The sequence below is a fragment of the uncultured Salinicola sp. genome, from assembly GCF_937921195.1.
GTDB lineage: Bacteria > Pseudomonadota > Gammaproteobacteria > Pseudomonadales > Halomonadaceae > Salinicola.
In genome coordinates, this window is sequence record NZ_CALFQK010000053.1 from 21,675 (window position 1) to 39,700 (window position 18,026).

The window sequence follows — 18,026 nt, forward strand, 5'->3', positions numbered from 1 at the left end:
TCATTCACCATTCCCGAGCGCGAGATCCAGCGCCCCGTGCTCGACCAGCGACGTGATGGCGGTGGCAGCTCGCTCGCTGGCACCGCGCTGCAGCTCGGCGTGCATCGCCGCGAAGCGCCGTTCGAGTGCCGACCGTACCGACTCATCCTCGAACCAGGGCAGCAGCGTCTCGACCAGCGACTCGGGGGTCACCGCATCCTGGACCAGCTCCGGCACCAGGGTTTCCTGCGCGATCAGGTTCGGCAGCGAGATCCAGCGCGTCTTGACCAGCCGCTGCGCCAGCCAATAGGTGGCTGGCGCCATGCGGTAGGCGACCACCATGGGACGGTGGCAGAGCATGGTCTCCAGCGCGGCCGTGCCGGACGTCAGCAGCACCGCATCGGCGGCCGTCATCACCTCCCGCGAGCGGCCCTCGACGATCACCGTGTCTGCAGCCAGATCGGGGAATTGCGCGAGCAGAGCCTCGAGCTCCCGCTGCCGCTCGGGAGAGGCGGCAGGGACGGCCACCTGCAACGCACCGAGGCGCTGGCGTAGCGCCGAGGCCGCGCGCAGGAACATCTCGCCCAGAAAACGGATCTCGTTGCCGCGCGACCCGGGCAGCACGGCCAGGGTCGGCACATCGGGGGCGAGTCCGAGTTCGCGCCGCGCCGCGCCGCGATCGTTGACCAGCGGCAGCTCATCGGCCAGCGGATGGCCGACATAGGCGACCGGCACGCGATGTTCGGCGTAGAAGTCGGCCTCGAACGGCAGAAAGGTGAGCATGCCATCGACCGCCTTGGCGATCGTCTTCACCCGCCCCTGTCGCCAGGCCCAGACCGAGGGACTGACGTAGTGGGCGGTACGCACGCCCTGATCGTGCAGTTGGCGCTCGAGGCCGATGTTGAAGTCCGGTGCGTCGATGCCGACCATGATGTCGGGTCGCCAGGCCAGCGCGTCGCGCTTGAGATGACGACGCACCTTGACCAGGCCCGGCAGGTGCTTCAACACCTCGACCAGGCCCATCACCGAAAGGGTTTCCAGGGGATAGAGCGAATCGAGCCCCTGTGCCTGCATCCGCGGGCCGCCGATACCACGGAACTCGATGTCCGCGTGGCGGCGCTTCAACGCCTGCATCAGCCCGGCGCCGAGAATATCGCCCGACAGCTCCCCGGCAACGAGATAGACCCGCATCCGCTCTCTCCTAGCGGATGATACCGCGCTGGGAAACCTTGAGAGAATCGATGAAGCGGCGCGTCTCGTCGAGCGAGAAACGGCTCTCGATCTCGCCGACGGCCTGCTCGAGCGTCAGCCCCTTGCGATAGACCAGACGGTACGCTTCACCCAGTGCCTTGATCGCCTCGGCGGAGAAGCCACGGCGCTTGAGGCCGATGGAGTTCAGCCCGTGGGGCGCCGCCGGGTTGCCGTTGACCATGATGAAGGCCGGAATGTCCTTGGTGATCGCGGAGCAACCGCCGACCATCGCATGCTCGCCCATATGGGCGAACTGATGGATGGCGGACAGCCCGCCGATGATGGCGAAATCCCCCAGGGTCACGTGGCCGGCCAGCGTGGCCTGGTTGGCAAGAATGCAGTCGTTGCCGATCAGGCAGTCGTGCCCCACGTGGGAGTAGGCCATGAACAGGTTGCGGTCGCCGATGGTGGTGACACCGCGATCCTGGATGGTGCCTCGATGGATCGTCACGCTCTCGCGCACGACGTTATCGTCTCCCATCTCGAGCCGCGTCGGCTCGCCGGCGTACTTCTTGTCCTGACAGTCTTCTCCGACCGAAGCGAACTGAAAGATCCGGTTGCGCTTGCCGAGTCGAGTCGGCCCCTTGAGCACGACGTGCGGCCCGATCACGCTCCCGGCCCCGATCTCGACGTCAGCTCCGATCACGCTGAATGGACCGACTTCGACGTCATCGGCCAGTCGGGCAGAGGGATCGACGATGGCGGAGGGATGAATCAAGCGATTTTCCTCTCGGCGCAGATGATTTCCGCCTCGCAGGCCAGTTCGTCACCAACCGTTGCCCGGCAAGCGAACTTCCAGATGCCTCGCTTGCCCTTGATGACATTGGCCTCGAGCCGCAGTTGATCTCCCGGCATGACCGGACGCTTGAAGCGTACGTTGTCGCTACCGACGAGATAGTAGACATAGCCGTCTGCCGGCAGTTTGTTGACGGTCTTGAAGCCGAGAATGCCGCAGGCCTGAGCCATCGCTTCGATGATCAGCACACCGGGCATGATCGGGTGATGAGGGAAATGACCGTTGAAGAAAGGTTCGTTGATGCTGACGTTCTTGTACGCCACGATCGATTCGCCAATCGTGATTTCCATCACGCGATCTACCAGTAAAAATGGATAACGATGCGGTAGATATTCGCGAATCTGGTTGATGTCCATGATCATCAATACAACCTCTGAAATAACGAAATGCCCGCCACGAAGGCAGGCACAGGGCGGCAAAACGGCGTTCACCCGTGTGGGCGGGCATTATACAGGCGCACATGGCGACCGCCAGCCTTTCGGCGCGCTACGGGGATGGGCTCCCAAGCTCTTCAGCTATCGCGGATATCCCGCTCGAGACGCGTCAGCCGCTTGGCGATTTCGTCGAGTTGCTTGAAGCGTACAGCGTTCTTCCGCCACTGACTATTCGACATCGAGCCGGTACCGGAGGAGTAGACGCCGGGTTCCAGTATCGAGTTGGTGACCAGGCTCATGCCGGTCACCTGAACCCCGTCGGCCAAGGTGAGATGGCCTGAGAGCCCGACCCCGCCGCCGAGCAGACAGTGACGGCCGACCTTGGTGGAACCCGCGATGCCCACACATCCCGCCAGGGCGCTGTGGTCCCCGATCTGCACGTTGTGGGCGATCTGGACCTGAGAGTCGATCTTGACCCCGTTTCCGATCTGCGTATCGCCCAGCGCACCACGATCGATGCTCGAGCAGCTGCCCACCTCGACGTCGTCACCCAGCATGACACCGCCGAGCTGCGCGATCTTCTCCCACTGCGCGCCGTCGTGGGCGAAGCCGAAGCCGTCGCCACCGATGACACAGCCACTGTGGAGGATGGCGCGCTCGCCCACGATCACACCGTGGTACAGCGTCACGTTGGCATGCAGGCGAGACCCGCGGCCCACCGTGGTGTCGGTACCGATGAAGCACCCTGCGCCGATCACGCAGTCGTCGGCGATATCGACACCGTCCTCGATGACGCAGTGGGCGCCGACCTCGACGCGCTCGCCGAGCCGGGCCCCCGGCGAGACGACTGCCGTCGCGTGCACGCCACGAAGCGGCTGATTGACCAGCGGGTCGAACAGTCGCGACAACTTGGCATACCCCAGGTAGGGGTTCTCCAGCTCCAGCCGCGGACACGGGCAGCTGTCGCCATGGGCGGGATGGACCAGAACGGCACCGGCACGAGTCGCTGCCAGATACTTCAGGTACGCCCGGTTGGCCAGGAACGCGAGATCCGTCGGACCGGCATCGGCCAGCGTCGACAGACCGTCGACACGCAGATCCGCGTCGCCGACCAGGCGTGCATCCAAACGCTTGGCGAGTTCGCCAAGCGTATAAGAGCGGGAAGTCTCTCTCTTCATGAGCGGGCGCCGGATTGAATCATCAGTTGAGCGAATTGAAGATCTTCGTCACTTCGGGGGTGATATCGAGGCTGTCACCCGAGTAGACCACGGCGTCGCGATCCACCACCATATCCAGGTCATGCTCGTCGACGACCCGCTGAATGGCCTGATCCAGCTTGGGCTTGGCGCCTTTCAGATACTGCTGCTCGGCCTGCTGCTGCGCCTGGGAGATCTGTCCACGCAACTGCTGGAACTGACCGCCCTTCTGGCGCAGTTGCTGGGTCACCGAGTTGCGCTCGGACTCCGACATCACGTCGCCATCTTTCTGCAGACGCTGCTGCAGCTGCTGCAGCTCCTGGCTCAGCGACTCCGCCTGCTGCTGCTGGGAGCTGATGCGGTTCTTCAACTGGTTCATCGATGCCTGGGCGGAGTTGGAGGACATCAGCGCCTCGCGCCAATCGAGGACGCCCACTTCTGTCGCCATCGCGGGGACGGAAACCATCGTCAACAAACCTAGCCCGAGAACTCCTGCTATCTTGCGCATGCGGCATCTCCTTGGAACGAGCCTGACTTAACCATCTGAAACATCTGAATTCGAATTCGCGACGTCATCGGCACGTCGCGAATTCACCGCGCTTGAATTAGAAAGTCTGGCCAAGCGAGAACTGGAAGACCTGGGGATCGTCCCCATCCTTCTCGTTCAGCGGCTTGGCGACGCTGAACGTCAACGGTCCCACCGGGGTCAGCCAGGACAGCCCCAGGCCCACGCTGTAGCGCAGATCGTCGAGATGGACACCGCTGTTGCAACTGGAGGGGCCATCGCCAGGCACCACTTCGTAGCAATCGGTCAGGAAGGTGTTGCCGCCATCGAGGAAGATGCTGGTCTGCAGCGAACGGCGGTCCTCGACCCACGGGAACGGATAGATCAGTTCCGCCGAGCCCTCGACCAGCACGTTGCCCCCCAGGGTATCGTCGTCGCCGTCGCCGCGCTCGGTGGTCTTCGGCCCCAGCGTGTTGCCCGTGTAGCCACGTACCGAGCCCAGGCCGCCCGAGTAGAAGTTCTCGTAGAACGGATAGGGATCATTGGAACCCAGCGTATCGGCGTAGCCCAGGTTGCTGCTGAACTTGACGGACCAGTCGGGGTTGAGCTCGAACAGTTTCTGGCCGCGATAGCGCAGCTTGTAGTACTCCGCGTCCGATCCGGGCAGCGCGGTCTCCAGCGAGACGCGCTGGTAGCTGCCGGCGGTCGGCATGATCCCGCGGTTCAGGTTGTTGCGGGTCCAACTGGCGGTCAGCTTGTAGTTGAAGAAGTCCTCGCCCTGATCGTCGGTGTACCGGACGATCTCGGAGGGCGTGTCGTCGTAGGTGTCGATCGACAGGTCTTCGAGGCCGACACCGAAGTTCAGCCGCGACAGATCGTTGATCGGATACCCGAAATTGATGTTACCGCCGTAGGAATCCGTCGAATAGGTCGAGATATCGGAGTCTTCGTAGTCGGTTTCGCGATAGAAGACGTTGTAACCGCGCGAGATACCGTCGAGGGTCCAGTACGGATCGGTGAAGCCGAAGTTGATGTTGGTGAAGGTGTCGCTTCGCTGCGCGCCGATGTTGACCCGGTTACCGGTCCCCAGAAAGTTGCTCTGCGACAGCGCCGCACCGTAGATGACCCCGGCACTCTGGGAGAAGCCGACACTGGCGGAGATGGAACCCGACGGCTGCTCCTGGACGTTGTAGGTGACGTCCAGCTGGTCCGGTTCGCCGGCCACCGGTCGGGTATCCACGTCGACCTGCTTGAAGAACCCCAGCCGTTCGAGACGCTGGCGCGACTGCGAGATCTGGTCGGTGGAGGCCGGCGCGCCTTCCATCTGCACCATTTCGCGCCGCAGCACTTCGTCCTGGGTGGTGGTGTTGCCTTCGAAATTGATCCGGCGCACGTAGGCCCGCCGCCCCGGATCGACGCGGAAGGTGATATCCACCGTATCGCCCGCCTCGTTGACGGTAGGCACGGCCTTGATATCGGCGAAGGCGAAGCCCTCGGCACCGAGCTTCTGGCGCAGCGCTTCCGAGGACTCGGTCAGCTTGCTCTGGGAGTAGTACTCGCCGGACTTGGCGGTCACCAGCGAACGGGCGGTCGACTCGTCGATCTTCAGATCGCCGTCGAAATTGATCTTGTCCAGCTTGTAACGCTTGCCCTCGTCGACGTTGATGGTGACGAAGATGCGGGACTTGTCCGGACTGATCGATACCTGGGTCGAGGTGATGGCGAAGTTGACGTAGCCGCGGTCGAGGTACCAAGAGCGCAGCGTCTCCAGGTCGCCGGAAAGCGCCTCGCGAGAATACTCGTCGTCGGAAAACCAGCCGAAGAACCAGCCTGGCTTGTCCTCGAGCTGGAACAGATCGCGCAGCGTGTCGTCGTCGAACGCCTGGTTACCGACGACGTTGATCTGGCGGATCTTGGCGACTTCGCCTTCGTTGATGTTGATGTTGACGCGAACCCGGTTGCGCTCGAGCTGTTCGACGGATGTCTTGATGTTCGAACTGTATCGGCCCTGGGACTGGTAGAGCCGTTCCAGCTCGCGCTGCATCTCCTCCAGGGTCGAACGCTGCAGGACCTGGCCTTCGGCCAGCCCCGCATCGCTCAACCCCTTGCGCAGGTCGTCGTCGGATATCTGGGAGTTGCCGTCGATGTTGATCTCGGCGATGGACGGCCGCTCGACCACGTTGACGATCAGCACGTCACCGTCGCGGGAAAGTCGAATGTCGTCGAACAATCCAGTATCGAACAGTTTCTGGGCAGCCTGGCCCAGTTGCTGATCATCGACCGTTTGATCGGCGCTGACGGGGAAAGCGTTGAAGACGGATGCAGCCGAGACGCGTTGCAGCCCCTCTACACGAATATCCGAAATCTCAAAAGGTGCCGCCAGCGCAACGGGAGAGCTGGCCAGCAGAAATCCTGCCAATCCGATGGTCTTGAGTTTCATGCAATCAGTCGCTTCTGTGGGGTCCGCCCGCGTATCGAACAGGCACCTTATACATTTCTCCCTATGACTGACAAGCTCGTCACTCACCACTCATGGGGTCTTCCCGCGCGCCGATGGTCCCGGCGCCGTCCGGCAACGACGTCCTGTCGTCAAAGCCGCATCAAATCGAAGTAGAACGCCATCACCATCAGGCATCCCACCAATGCCACGCCAACGCGCAAGCCCACCGCCTGGGCCGTTTCCGACACCGGCTTGCCTCGAACCAGCTCGATCAGGTAGTAGACCAGGTGACCGCCGTCGAGAACCGGAATCGGCAGCAGATTCAACACCCCCAGACTGATCGACAGATAGGCCAGAAAGCCGATGAACGTCTCGACGCCGCTACGCGCCGAGTCTCCGGCGATACGGGCGATGGTGATCGGCCCGGAGAGGTTCGAGGGCGAAATCCAGCCGACGATCATCTTGCGGATCGAGTCCACCGTCAGCCAGGTCATTTCACCGGTCTTGCTCAGCGCCTGCCCGACAGCCGCCACCGGGCCATAGCGAATCTCGCGCCGATAGGACTCGGGCCACTCGACCGGCCGGGAAGCGGCGCCCACATAGCCGATGTTCTCGCCATCCTCCGCCTGCCTCGCCTCGGGCATCAGCGTGACGTCGCGGGTCACACCATTCCGCTCGACCGTCAGCGACAGCTCGGCGCCAGGGTGGCCGCGCACCACGTCGACGAACGCGACCCAGTCGGCGACCGGCGAGCCGTCGACGCTGAGAATACGGTCCTCGGCCTGCAATCCCGCACGACTCGCCGGGCTGTCCTCGAGCACGCGGCCCAGTACCGCCGGCACCTCGGGACGCCAGGGCGTGATGCCGAGCGACGACATCGGCTGCGGCGGATCCTGCCGCACCAGCCACTGCTGCACGGGCACGGCGTGAGTTCGAGTCGCGCCGCCCGCGGGGTCCCGGGTCGTGACGTCCAGCTCGCCGTTGGCACCGATCGCCGCGATCAGCTGGAGGTTGACCTCGTTCCACGAGGGCGTCTCCCGTCCTTCGACGCTGACGATCTCCTGCCCGCTCCGAAGCCCGCCCTGGGCCGCGAGCGACCCCGGCGTCACCTCGCCGATCACCGGCGCCACGGTGGTGGAGCCATAGACGAACAGCGCCCAGTAAGCGACCAAGGCCAGCAGCAGATTGGCGATCGGTCCCGCCGCCACGATGGCGATTCTCGCCCAGACGCTCTTGCGATTGAACGCCTGATCCCGCTCTTCCGGCGCCACCGGCCCCTCGCGCTCGTCGAGCATCTTGACGTAGCCGCCGAGCGGGATGGCGGCAATGGCGTATTCCGTACCCTGGCGATCGAAACGCGACCAGAGCGGCTTGCCGAACCCCACCGAGAAGCGCAGAACCTTCACGCCGCAGCGGCGGGCCACCCAGAAATGCCCGAACTCGTGAAACGTGATCAGCAGGCCGAGTACGACGATGACCGCCAGTACGTTCTGGATCGTATCCATCACGCCCGCCCCCTCTGGAAAGATCGTTGATGCAGCAGGCGCTCGGCCGACCGCCGCGCTCGCGCATCCTCGCACAATATCACGTCGAGCGAATCCGCTGCTCGCCTCTCGGTAGCCTCGAGCGTGGCCTCAACCAGCTTGGCAATGCCAAGAAAGGAGAGCTCTCCGTCGAGGAACGCCTGCACCGCGACCTCATTGGCGGCGTTGAGGGTCGCCGGCGCCGTGCCACCCGCTTCCATCGCCTCCCGGGCCAGCCGCAGACAGGGGAAGCGAGCCTCATCCGGGGCCTCGAAGTCGAGACGCGATATCGCGAACAGGTCCAGTGGCTCGACGCCGGCATCGAGCCTCGCAGGCCAGGCCAGGCCGTAGGCGATCGGCGTGCGCATATCGGGGTTGCCCATCTGCGCCAGCACCGAACCGTCGGCGTATCCGACCATCGAATGAACGATGCTCTGCGGATGAACCACCACCTCGACCTGCCCAGGCGCCGTATCAAACAGCCAACACGCCTCGATCAGTTCGAGCCCCTTGTTCATCATGGTGGCGCTGTCGACGGATATCTTGCGTCCCATCGACCAGTTGGGGTGCGCACACGCCTGCTCGGGCGTGACGTTTTCCAGCGCCTCCAGCGACCAGGTTCGAAACGGTCCGCCCGACGCCGTCAGCAGCAGTCGCGATACCCCGTCGCGGTTCAGCTCGCGGTGTCGACCGGCACGCTGCATAGGAAGACACTGATAGATGGCATTATGTTCCGAGTCGATGGGCAAAAGAGTGGCGTCATGGCGCGACACGGCATCCATGAACAGCCCGCCGGACATCACCAGCGCCTCCTTGTTGGCCAGCAGCACGCGCTTGCCCGCCTCGACCGCTGCCAGCGTCGGCATCAGCCCCGCCGCCCCCATGATGGCTGCCATCACCACGTCCACCTCGGTGGCCCGCGACACTTCCAGCAGGGCAGACTCCCCATGGGAGACCTCGATCTCCGTCAACCGGGCTTCCCGCAGCCGGGAGCGCAGCCACTCGGCATCCTGCGACGTGCCGATCACCGCTCGCTGCGGCTCGAATCGCAGACAGATCTCGAGCAGCGCCTCGCGGGAGCGCTGGGCGGTCACCGCATGAAGCTGATAGCGATCGGCGTGCCGGGCGATCACGTCCAGCGTGCTGCGACCGATGGAGCCGGTCGCGCCCAGCAGTGTGACCTTGCAGGAAGAGGAAGACATCGGTGCGCTATCCCAGCCAGGGGCGGATCAGGGCGAAGAGAGGAACGGCAGCCGTCAGGCTGTCGATACGATCGAGAATGCCACCGTGGCCCGGCAGCAGGTGACTGGAATCCTTCAGCCCGCGAAAGCGCTTGAGCATGCTCTCGAGCAGATCCCCGATGACGGAGACGAACGCCACCACCAGCGCGACCACCAGCAAGGCCAGCGCCTGGCCAAAATCGAGCGAAAGCCACAGCGCATAGAGCAGGACCAGAACCGCAACCGCGACCCAGCCACCGTAGACGCCTTCCCACGATTTGCCCGGGCTGACGCTCGGTGCCAGCTTGCGCCGGCCATAGCGCCGCCCGGCAAAATAGGCCCCGATGTCCGCCACCCAGACCAGCAGCAACACGAACAGCAGCCACTCGCTGCCCTGCTGCCGCAGCTGATAGAGCCCCACCCAGCAGGGCAACAATACCCACACGCCCATGCTCAGGCGCAGCACCGGAGGTTGCCACTGGCCGGTCGCTCCGGGGTAACGCGAGACCCACCAGGTATTGGCCAGCCAGCCGAGCGCACCGAGCCAGAGCGGCCAGCGCGCCACGATCCACCCGGACCACCACGCGACCAGCAGCAGCAGACCGAGACCGGCGGTGTAGAGCAGTCGCGGCTTGACCGCGTCGAATCCGGCCAGACGCGCCCACTCCCAGGCCCCGAGCAGCAGGACGAACGCGGTGAAGGCGGCAAAACCGCCCCCGGAGAGGCCAAACAGGCCGCCGAGGGCCAGTGGCGCCAACACCAGCGCCGTCAGTATTCGCTGTCTAAGCACCCTGAACCTCGACCTGCTGCTGGCTCATGCCGAAACGACGCTGGCGCTGCTTGAAAGCGTCGATCGCGGCATCGAACGCCGCACCGTCGAAGTCGGGCCAAAGCTCCGGTGCGAACACGAACTCCGCATAGGCAAGCTGCCACAGCAGGAAGTTGGATATCCGCTGCTCTCCACTGGTGCGGATGCACAGGTCGATGGGCGGCTCCTGGCTCAGGCACACCTCGCGATCCAGAGCCGCCTCGTCGACCGCATCCGGACTCATGACCCCATCGGCGACCTTGCGTGCCAGGCGCTGCGCCGCGGACGCGATATCCCAGCGCCCGCCATAGTTGGCAGCCACGACGAGATGCATCCCGGAGTTGTCCCGGGTCAACGCTTCGGCACGATTCATATGCTTCTGCAGGGAGGGCGAGAAGCGCCGGCGGTCACCGATGATGCTCAGCCGGATGCCGTTCTCGTGGAGCTTCTTCACCTCGCGCTTGAGCACCAGCATGAAGAGCTCCATCAGCGCGCCGACCTCTGCCGAGGGACGACGCCAGTTTTCACTCGAGAAGGCGAATAGGGTCAGGGTCTCGATACGCTGCTCCGCCGCCCGCCGGATGACGGCGCGCAACGACTCGACGCCAGCGCGATGTCCCTGTGCGCTGGAAAGCCCTCTGGCGCGCGCCCAGCGATTGTTGCCATCCATGATGATCGCCACGTGGCGGGGCATCGACGGCATCGCTTGAACGTCACGCGACTGCGTGTCTGTCATGATAGCTCGCAAGACAGGTGGGTAGCGGCGCCCGCGTACCGGAGGACGTCGGGCACCCGGACCCTCATACCTGCATCAGGTCGTGTTCCTTGGTTTCCAGCAGTCGATCGATCTCACTGACATGCTTGTCGGTCAACTTCTGGATTTCCTCTTCGCCGCGACGCTCGTCGTCTTCGGTGATCTCCTTGTCCTTGAGCAGCGCCTTGAGATCGCCATTGGCATCGCGGCGAATGCTCCGAATCGCGACTCGCGCGTTCTCGGCCTCGGCACGCGCCTGCTTGATATAGTTGCGCCGCGTCTCCTCGGTCAGCGGGGGCATCGGCACGCGAATCACGTTGCCGTTGGTAGCCGGGTTGAGCCCGAGATCGGCGGTCATGATCGCCTTCTCGACCTTCGGCACCATCGGGCGTTCCCAAGGCGTCACGGCCAGCGTCCGAGCGTCCTCGATCGTGATGTTCGAGACCTGGTTGATCGGCACTTGACTGCCGTAGTACTCCACCATCACCGCATCCAGTATGCTCGGATGGGCCCGGCCGGTGCGGATCTTGTGGAAATTGCTCTGGAGCGCATCCAGGCTCTTCTGCATGCGCGCGCCAGCATCTTTCTTGATATCGTCGATCATGTCCTAAACCTCAATCAATCAGCGTGCCTTCTCGCCCACCGACCACCAGATTCAACAGTGCCCCAGGCTTGGTCATGTCGAAGACGCGAACCGGCATGTCATGGTCCCGTACCAGACAGATGGCGGTCAAATCCATTACGCCGAGCTTCTGATCCAGAACCTCATCGTAACTCAACCGCTCGTACTTGACGGCTTCCGGGTGCTTGACCGGGTCCTTGTCGTAGACGCCATCGACCTTGGTTGCCTTGACCACGACGTTGGCGTCGATCTCGATGCCCCGCAGGCAGGCGGCCGAGTCGGTCGTGAAGAAGGGATTGCCCGTACCGGCAGAGAAGATGACCACATCTCCCGACGTCAGATACCGAATCGCGGTCCGCCGGTCGTAGTGTTCGACGACACCACTCATGGGGATCGCCGACATCACTCGCGAACGGATATTGGAACGCTCCAGCGCATCGCGCATCGCCAGGGCGTTCATCACCGTGGCCAGCATGCCCATATGGTCGCCGGTGACCCGCTCCATGCCCGCCGCGTGCAGCGCCGCACCGCGGAACAGGTTGCCGCCGCCGATGACGATACCGACCTGGACACCGATCCCCACCAGCTGGCCAATCTCCAGCGCCATGCGATCGAGCACCTTGGGGTCGATGCCGAAATCCTGCTCACCGGTCAGCGCCTCGCCTGACAGCTTCAACAATATGCGCTTGTACTTCGACTTGTCGCTACGCTCATTGGGCTTGCTGGGTCGATCGATGACTTCAGGCATGACGCTCTCTCCTGGTTTGACGAGTCGGATTCGGCAGGTGGCAGACGCTCTTCTCATCCGCCGGATACGCGATGGCGTGCGCTTTCGCGCACGCCATCAGAGGGACCGTCCACAGGTGCAAGCACCTGCGCACGATCCCAGGCACTGCAAGGAACTCAGCTGCGGCGAGCCTGTTCCATCACTTCCTTGGCGAAATCGACCTCTTCCTTCTCGATCCCCTCGCCAACCTCGAAGCGCGTGAAGCCGACCACTTCGCCGCCCGCCGTCTTGGCGTACTCGGCAACGGTCTGGTTCGGGTCCTTGACGAAAGGCTGCTCGGTCAGGCTGTTCTCCGCCAGATACTTCTTGAGGCGACCCTGAACCATCTTCTCGGCGATTTCCGCCGGCTTGCCGGCCATGTCCGGCTGGGCCAGAATGATCGCCTTCTCGCTGTCGAGCTGGGCCTGCGGCATGTCTTCCGGACGCGCGACGACCGGGTTGATTGCGGCCACGTGCATGGAGACATCCTTGGCCACTTCCGGGTTGCCACCCTTGAGCACGCTCAGCACGCCGATACGGTCGCCATGGACGTAGGCGCCAACGACACCGCCTTCCGGCGCATCGACGACGACCGCGCGACGCACGGAGATGTTCTCGCCGATCTTCTGCACCAGCTGATTGCGCGCGTCTTCCAGCTCGCCGTCCATGATGGCCGCCACGTCTTCGGACTTGGTCTCGAACACCTTGGCCAGCACCTTGGAGGCAAAGCTCTTGAAGTTGTCGTCACGGGAGACGAAATCGGTCTCCGAGTTGACTTCCAGCATCGCGGCGTAGCTGCCGTCTTCGGCGACTCGGGTCAGAATCGCGCCTTCGGCGGCCGTGCGGCCCGCTTTCTTGGCGGCCTTCAGGCCGGAATTCTTGCGCAGATCCTCGATCGCGCGCTCGATGTCACCGTCGGCTTCGGTCAATGCCTTCTTGCATTCCATCATGCCGAGACCGGTACGCTCACGCAGTTCCTTGACTAGAGAAGCGCTGATAGCTGCCATGTTCTACCCCTGAGAATCGCTGTTTCGTCTGACGAACGACGCCACGCGAGCGTCGCTCCGGGTGTAAAAAGGGGGCTATGGAGCCCCCTTGTGTCTGCGCCGATATCGGCGAACCGACTGCCGCCCTGCGGGAGCATGCTCAGCGCAGACTCGATGCCGTTCTCTCGATTACTGAGCGGCTTCGCTGGTCTCGCTCACCTCGACGAACTCGTCGGGACGACCTTCCTTCGCCTTGCCGCAAGCGTCGGCGATCGCCTGCACATAGATCTGAATGGCACGAATGGAATCGTCGTTACCCGGGATGACGTAATCGACGCCGTCCGGGTTGGAGTTGGTGTCGACCACACCGATCACCGGAATACCAAGCTTGTTGGCTTCGTTGATCGCGATGCGCTCGTGATCGACGTCGATCACGAACAGCGCGTCGGGCAGACCACCCATCTCCTTGATGCCGCCGATGGAACGCTCGAGCTTGTCCTGCTCGCGCGTTGCCATCAGTACTTCTTTCTTGGTCAGCTTCTCGAACGTGCCATCTTCGCGCATGGTTTCGAGCTCGCGCAGGCGCTTGATCGACTGGCGGATGGTCTTGTAGTTGGTCAGCATGCCGCCCAGCCAGCGATGGTTGACGAACGGCTGACCGACGCGAGTGGCTTCTTCCTTGATGATCTTGCTGGCGGAACGCTTGGTGCCGACGAACAGGATCTTGTTGCTGGAAGAGGCCATCTTCTCGACGATGCCAGTCGCTTCCAGCAGTGCCGGGAGCGTATGCTCGAGGTTGATGATGTGAATCTTGTTACGTGCGCCGAAGATGTACTGCCCCATCTTCGGGTTCCAGTAACGGGTCTGGTGACCGAAGTGTGCGCCTGCCTTGAGCAGATCGCGCATATTGACTTGTGCCATGATGACTCCTGAAGAATCGGGTTAGGCCTCCACACACCCCATGGATCCGACCGCTCGGCTAGACCGTCGCGGCACCCGGGACCATGTGTCGGTGCGTGTGTGTTTTTGATGACGCGGCCCTCGTTCGAAAGCCGTCGCCGCTACTGACTCGACCGCCCTGCGACAGCGTAGAGACGCCTGTCGCGGGCCAGATCGCCCATCCTCGCCGGAACGTGTCGACGGGCAATTGCAGTCGAGCGCGCGGATTTATACCATAGAAGACGCACAAGATGAAGTCGCCGGTCGTCTAAGACCGCTCCCGGGCGAGCCATTCATCGCCATCCGGAACGACTCATCCTCCTATTGCCCCATTGCGAGAGCGCATGAACATTCCACGCAAGACGCCCGACGAAATCGAAAAAATGCGCGAAGCCGGCCGCCAGGCCGCCGCAGTGTTCGAGATGATCATCCCGCACGTCACGGCCGGCGCCTCCACTGGTGAGCTGGACCGGCTCTGCCACGATTTCATCGTCAAGGAGTTGGGCTCGACCCCCGCGCCGCTCGACTACCACGGATTTCCCAAGTCGATCTGCACCTCGATAAACCACGTCGTCTGCCACGGCATCCCCGACTTCGACAAGAAGCTCAAGAACGGCGACATCATGAATATCGATATCACCGTGAAGACCCAGGATGGCTATCACGGCGACAGCAGCATGATGTTCGTCATCGGTGACACGATACAGGGTGAGCGCCTCTGCCGCGTCACTCAGGAGAGCCTCTATAAAGGTATCGCCGAAGTCAGGCCGGGCGCCAGGCTGTCGACCATCGCCCGGGTGATCCAGAACCATGCCGAGAAAGCCGGCTACTCCGTGGTCCGGGATTTCTGCGGTCACGGCATCGGCGCAGGCTTCCACGAGGAACCGCAGGTGCTGCATTATGATGGCTACGCGCCGGAAGCCGATGCCGAACTGGCCGAAGGCATGTGCCTGACCATCGAGCCGATGCTCAACGCCGGTGGCTATCGCACCAAGGTATTGAAGGACGGATGGACGGCAGTGACCAAGGACAAGAGCCTGTCGGCGCAGTGGGAACACACTCTGCTGGTCACCGCTTCCGGCGTGGAGGTCCTGACGGCCCGTTCCGACGAAGATTTCGGCTTCCTGACGGACTGATCGTCGCCCGCCTGCTGCCTCGCCTCCGGAGACGCCCGTCGCATGCTGCTGCACCACTATCGTTTTCAACCCGACGAAACACTATTCGATGCAGCGGCCTTTCGCGAGGAGCTGGCGCGTGACTCCCAACCCGTCGCGCTGTTCAAGCTGGCGCTGAAGACGATCCGCGAGCGCCTCGACGACCGTTTTCGCGGCGGCGCCGATGTGCGCGACCTGGTTTACGGCCGCGCCTGGTGCCTGGACCGACTGCTCGAGATCGCCTGGGAGCGGTTCGAGTGGCCGGACGACAACGTCGCCCTGCTGGCCGTCGGTGGCTACGGTCGCGGCGAGCTGCACCCCTACTCCGACATCGACCTGCTGCTGCTGCTCGGCACGGACGACGACACGCCCTATCGCGAGTCGCTGACGGGGTTCATCACCCTGCTGTGGGATATCGGCCTCGAGGTCGGGCAGAGCGTGCGTTCGCTCAATGACTGCGAGCGGGAGGCCCGAAGCGACATCACGGTCATCACCAACCTGCTGGAAACCCGCACCCTGGCGGGCCCGGAAACCCTGCGCAGCGCCATGCGGGAGCGCCTCTCCACCCGCCACATGTGGTCGTCGGCGGCGTTCTTCGAAGGCAAGTGGCAGGAGCAGATCGCCCGCCACTACAAGCACAACAACTCCGAGTATCACCTCGAGCCCAACCTCAAGAGCGCGCCGGGCGGCCTGCGCGACATCCAGATGATCGGCTGGGTGGCCAAGCGCCATTTCGGCCCCCTGCGCTATGAAGACGTCGTCGCACAGGGCTTCATGAACGATGCCGAGCTGCGGATCCTCAGCCAGGGCCAGGCGTTCCTGTGGCAGATTCGCTACGCCCTGCACATGATCGCCGGGCGTGCCGAGGATCGCATGCTGTTCGACCACCAGCGCGCCCTGGCCAAGCTGTTCGGCTACGCGGACACACCGCAGCGGTTGGCAGTCGAGCAATTCATGAAAGCCTACTACCGCCACGTCACCGCCCTGGCGGGACTGAACGACATGCTGCTGCAGCATTTCGATGAAGTGATTCTCCACGCCGGCGAGGCGCTCGAGGTCAAGCCGATCAACGGGCGCTTCGAGAATCGGGGTGGCTACATTCAGCTCCGTCACCCCAACGTCTTCCTGCGGCGCCCCGGCGCGCTGCTGGAGCTGTTCCTGCTGATGGCCCAGCATCCGGAGATTGAGGGCGTCCGGGCCGACACCATCCGTCAGATTCGCGATCATCGCCACTTGATCGACGACGCTTTCCGCGACGACCTGCGCCACCAGAGCCTGTTCATGGAACTGCTACGCAGTGGCGGCGATGTCCCCACCCAGCTCACCCGCATGAATCGCTACGGGGTGCTGGGCAAGTATCTGCCCGAGTTCGGCGAGGCCGTCGGCCTGATGCAGCACGACCTGTTTCACATCTATACCGTCGACGCGCACACCCTGCGCCTGCTCAGTTTCCTGCAGCGTTTTCGCGAAGAGCGGGATACCGACGAATACACCGTCGCCATCGATGTGATTCAGAAACTGCCCAAGCTCGAACTACTGTGGATTGCCGGGCTCTATCACGACATCGGCAAGGGCCGTGGCGGCGATCATTCGAAACTCGGCGCCGTCGATGCCGCCGGGTTCTGCCGTCGCCATGCATTGTCGAGCTGGGATACGCAGCTGGTGACCTGGCTGGTCGAGCACCACCTGCTGATGTCGAAGACGGCACAGAAGCGCGACATCTCCGACCCGGACGTGATCCACGCCTTCGCCCGCACGGTGCGCGACGAGACCCACCTCGACTATCTCTACGTGCTCACCGTCGCCGATATCAGCGCCACCAACCCGACGCTATGGAACGGCTGGCGCGCCTCGCTGATGCGCCAGCTCTACACCGAGACCCGCCGCGTGCTGCGCCGGGGCCTCGACAACACCGTCGACCGACAGGGCTGGGTCAGCGAGACCCGCGAGGAGGCGCTGGGGCTGCTGCGGACCGTCGGCGCCGACGTGACCCGCGTCGCGGCACTCTGGCAGACCTTCGGCGAAGACTACTTCCTGCAGTACACGCCCAGCGAGATCGTCTGGCAGACCCAGGGGATTCTCGCCCATCACGACGACCACCTGCCGCTGGTGCTGGTCAGTGCGCCCAGCGAGGACATGACCGAGGGCGGCACCAAGCTGTTCATTCATACGCGCTCGGCCGACGACCTGTTCGCCGCGACGGCGGCCGCCATCGAGCAACTGGGCCTGTCGATCCACGATGCCCGCATCGCCACCTCCAGCGACGACTGGACGCTCAACACCTTCATCCTGCTCGACGACGACGACGACGCCATCCGCGATCCGGCGCGACTGGAGACGATCCGCCGACACCTGGTCGAGGAGCTCGACGATCCCGACGACTACCCCCAGATCGTCAGCCGTCACACCCCTCGGCAACTGAAGCACTTCCGCGTACCGGTGGAGGTGATCATCGAGCAGGACCCCGCCAACGCGCGCACTTCGCTGGAGCTGATCGCCCCCGATCGCCCGGGACTGCTGGCCCGGGTCGGCCGCATCTTCATGGAGCAGAACATCGCGCTGTCGACGGCAAAGATCGCCACGCTCGGCGAGCGGGTCGAGGACGTCTTCTTCATCACCGACAAGCACGGACGGCCGCTGACCGATCCCGAAGCCCAGGCACGACTGCGCGAGCGCCTGTACCAGGTCCTGGACGTGTAGCGCCCGGTCGTGC

Annotated in this window: 16 protein-coding genes; 2 read left to right on the plus strand and 14 right to left on the minus strand. The window is 63.6% G+C overall.

The features are described 5' to 3' along the window. The 14 genes from lpxB to rpsB all read right to left on the minus strand — a co-directional run bounded on the left by lpxB (position 1) and on the right by rpsB (position 14,141). Complete coding sequence (gene lpxB, locus Q0602_RS04715; RefSeq protein WP_298839656.1) at positions 1–1,170, minus strand: lipid-A-disaccharide synthase; 1,170 nt, start codon at positions 1,168–1,170, stop codon at positions 1–3. 10 nt (positions 1,171–1,180) lie between these two features. After that, positions 1,181–1,948 carry an acyl-ACP--UDP-N-acetylglucosamine O-acyltransferase gene (lpxA, locus tag Q0602_RS04720; RefSeq protein WP_295038086.1) on the minus strand — a complete coding sequence of 256 codons (768 nt, stop codon included), beginning with the start codon at positions 1,946–1,948 and terminating at the stop codon, positions 1,181–1,183. Further along, a complete protein-coding gene (gene fabZ / locus Q0602_RS04725; RefSeq protein WP_110714740.1) occupies positions 1,945–2,388 on the minus strand; it encodes a 3-hydroxyacyl-ACP dehydratase FabZ in 444 nt (147 codons plus the stop codon). Before fabZ ends, lpxA begins: the two co-directional genes overlap by 4 nt. 149 nt (positions 2,389–2,537) lie before the next feature. Then, positions 2,538–3,578: a UDP-3-O-(3-hydroxymyristoyl)glucosamine N-acyltransferase gene (gene lpxD, locus Q0602_RS04730; RefSeq protein ID WP_298839661.1), complete on the minus strand. Its 1,041-nt coding sequence runs from the start codon at positions 3,576–3,578 to the stop codon at positions 2,538–2,540. 22 nt (positions 3,579–3,600) lie between these two features. Further along, the gene (locus Q0602_RS04735; protein WP_149434479.1) at positions 3,601–4,104 is read right to left on the minus strand and encodes an OmpH family outer membrane protein; all 504 of its coding nucleotides are present in this window, start codon (positions 4,102–4,104) and stop codon (positions 3,601–3,603) included. A 97-nt stretch (positions 4,105–4,201) separates the two neighbouring features. Next, positions 4,202–6,541, minus strand: coding sequence for an outer membrane protein assembly factor BamA (bamA, locus tag Q0602_RS04740; protein ID WP_298839665.1), 2,340 nt, complete (start codon positions 6,539–6,541; stop codon positions 4,202–4,204). A gap of 149 nt (positions 6,542–6,690) precedes the next feature. Continuing rightward, positions 6,691–8,046 (minus strand): sigma E protease regulator RseP, encoded by a 1,356-nt coding sequence (rseP, locus tag Q0602_RS04745; protein ID WP_298839702.1) that lies wholly within the window; start codon positions 8,044–8,046, stop codon positions 6,691–6,693. Then, positions 8,046–9,266 (minus strand): 1-deoxy-D-xylulose-5-phosphate reductoisomerase, encoded by a 1,221-nt coding sequence (ispC, locus tag Q0602_RS04750; RefSeq protein WP_295038076.1) that lies wholly within the window; start codon positions 9,264–9,266, stop codon positions 8,046–8,048. The genes rseP and ispC overlap by 1 nt, the downstream gene beginning before the upstream one ends. A 7-nt stretch (positions 9,267–9,273) precedes the next feature. Continuing rightward, positions 9,274–10,074, minus strand: coding sequence for a phosphatidate cytidylyltransferase (locus tag Q0602_RS04755; protein WP_295038073.1), 801 nt, complete (start codon positions 10,072–10,074; stop codon positions 9,274–9,276). Beyond that, the gene (gene uppS / locus Q0602_RS04760; protein WP_295038072.1) at positions 10,067–10,828 is read right to left on the minus strand and encodes a polyprenyl diphosphate synthase; all 762 of its coding nucleotides are present in this window, start codon (positions 10,826–10,828) and stop codon (positions 10,067–10,069) included. Before uppS ends, Q0602_RS04755 begins: the two co-directional genes overlap by 8 nt. 64 nt (positions 10,829–10,892) lie before the next feature. Then, a complete protein-coding gene (gene frr, locus Q0602_RS04765) occupies positions 10,893–11,450 on the minus strand; it encodes a ribosome recycling factor (protein ID WP_295038070.1) in 558 nt (185 codons plus the stop codon). 10 nt (positions 11,451–11,460) lie between these two features. Beyond that, entirely contained in the window at positions 11,461–12,216 is a 756-nt protein-coding gene (gene pyrH / locus Q0602_RS04770; protein WP_149434474.1) for a UMP kinase, read from the minus strand. A 155-nt stretch (positions 12,217–12,371) separates the two neighbouring features. Beyond that, positions 12,372–13,241: a translation elongation factor Ts gene (gene tsf / locus Q0602_RS04775; RefSeq protein ID WP_110714747.1), complete on the minus strand. Its 870-nt coding sequence runs from the start codon at positions 13,239–13,241 to the stop codon at positions 12,372–12,374. Between the two features lie 168 nt (positions 13,242–13,409). Further along, positions 13,410–14,141 carry a 30S ribosomal protein S2 gene (rpsB, locus tag Q0602_RS04780; protein WP_295038066.1) on the minus strand — a complete coding sequence of 244 codons (732 nt, stop codon included), beginning with the start codon at positions 14,139–14,141 and terminating at the stop codon, positions 13,410–13,412. Positions 14,142–14,503: 362 nt separating this feature from the next. Here rpsB and map point away from each other — a divergent pair, with 362 nt between their 5' ends. Further along, positions 14,504–15,295, plus strand: coding sequence for a type I methionyl aminopeptidase (gene map / locus Q0602_RS04785; RefSeq protein ID WP_295038062.1), 792 nt, complete (start codon positions 14,504–14,506; stop codon positions 15,293–15,295). Positions 15,296–15,337: 42 nt separating this feature from the next. After that, the gene (locus Q0602_RS04790; protein WP_295038059.1) at positions 15,338–18,013 is read left to right on the plus strand and encodes a [protein-PII] uridylyltransferase; all 2,676 of its coding nucleotides are present in this window, start codon (positions 15,338–15,340) and stop codon (positions 18,011–18,013) included. The last annotated feature ends 13 nt before the right edge of the window (positions 18,014–18,026 follow it).